Here is a 1,108-nt window from a genome sequence, read left to right on the forward strand (position 1 = left end):
CGGGAGAAGAAATCTCCGACCCACCCAACGGCAACCACCACGGGGCGGCCACGCCAGCTGGAGGCGAACGTGGGGACGACGTCGCGGCGTCAGGATGCTTCGGAGAAGCGTTCGGTATCGCCGACGAGTCCGGAGGCGATGACCGTATCGCCAGGCCGGATGATGGTGTCGGCCGTGGCATAGGTGAATCCCTCACCGGGGCGCTTGATCGCGACGATCGTCACGTTGTACTCCTGCCGGACCTTGGAGTCGCCGAGCCGCAGGCCGACGATGTGCGCCGGGGGAGTGGTCTTGACCATGGCGAAGCCGTCTTCGAACTCGATGTAGTCCATCATCCGGCCGCGTACCAGGTGCGCGACCCGGGCACCCATGTCATGCTCGGGCCTGGTCACGTGGTGAACGCCGATCTGGGTGAGGATCCGGGCGTGTGAGTTGCTGATCGCCTTGGCCCAGATGTTGGGCACCCCGATCTCGACGAGAGAAGACGCGGTGAGAATGCTCGACTCGATGTCGGACCCGATTCCGACGACTGCGCGGCTGTACTCATGCACGGACAGTTGCTGGAGCACCTCGATCTTGGTGGTGTCCGCGACGACGGCGTGAGTCAGCCGGCCAGAGACAGACTGGACCTTGTCTTGGTCGGCGTCGATACCCAGCACCTCGGTGTTCGCCTTCATCAGCTCGAGTGCCAGTGACTTGCCGAACCGGCCGAGCCCGCATACGACGACCACATTGCTGTCGCGCTGTTTCTTACCCAATGATCGGTCTCCCTTCAGGAAGCTCGTACAGACGAGTGCGATGACGCAGCGCGAGGGCGGTGCCCAGTGTGATGGGGCCCAGACGGCCGATGAACATCAGCACGACGAGAAGTCCTTGAATGCCTGCGGGAAGATCTGCGGTGATCCCGGTCGATAGCCCAACTGTACAGGCCGCGGAGATTACCTCGAAGAGAACTCGGTCGAGCTTGAACTCGTCGGTGACGAAGAGTGTGATCACGGTCGGCACGACCACCAGCGCGACCGTGAGCAAGGCGACGGTGAGGGCTTGCCGCTGGACTCGGGGCCCGACCTGACGGTCGAAGATGTTGACGCGTGGCTCGCCACGCAGT

The 1,108-nt window shown here is 63.4% G+C and carries 2 protein-coding genes; both read right to left on the minus strand.

The genetic code is table 11. From position 1 onward, the window contains the following. Positions 1–89 precede the first annotated feature (89 nt). The gene (locus ELR45_RS21635) at positions 90–731 is read right to left on the minus strand and encodes a potassium channel family protein (RefSeq protein WP_129668292.1); all 642 of its coding nucleotides are present in this window, start codon (positions 729–731) and stop codon (positions 90–92) included. A 19-nt stretch (positions 732–750) separates the two neighbouring features. Beyond that, a partial coding sequence (locus ELR45_RS38645; protein ID WP_276320716.1) for a potassium transporter TrkG occupies positions 751–1,108 on the minus strand: 358 nt, incomplete at its 5' end.

The organism is Phytoactinopolyspora endophytica (assembly GCF_004138495.1).
GTDB classification, from domain to species: domain Bacteria; phylum Actinomycetota; class Actinomycetes; order Jiangellales; family Jiangellaceae; genus Phytoactinopolyspora; species Phytoactinopolyspora endophytica.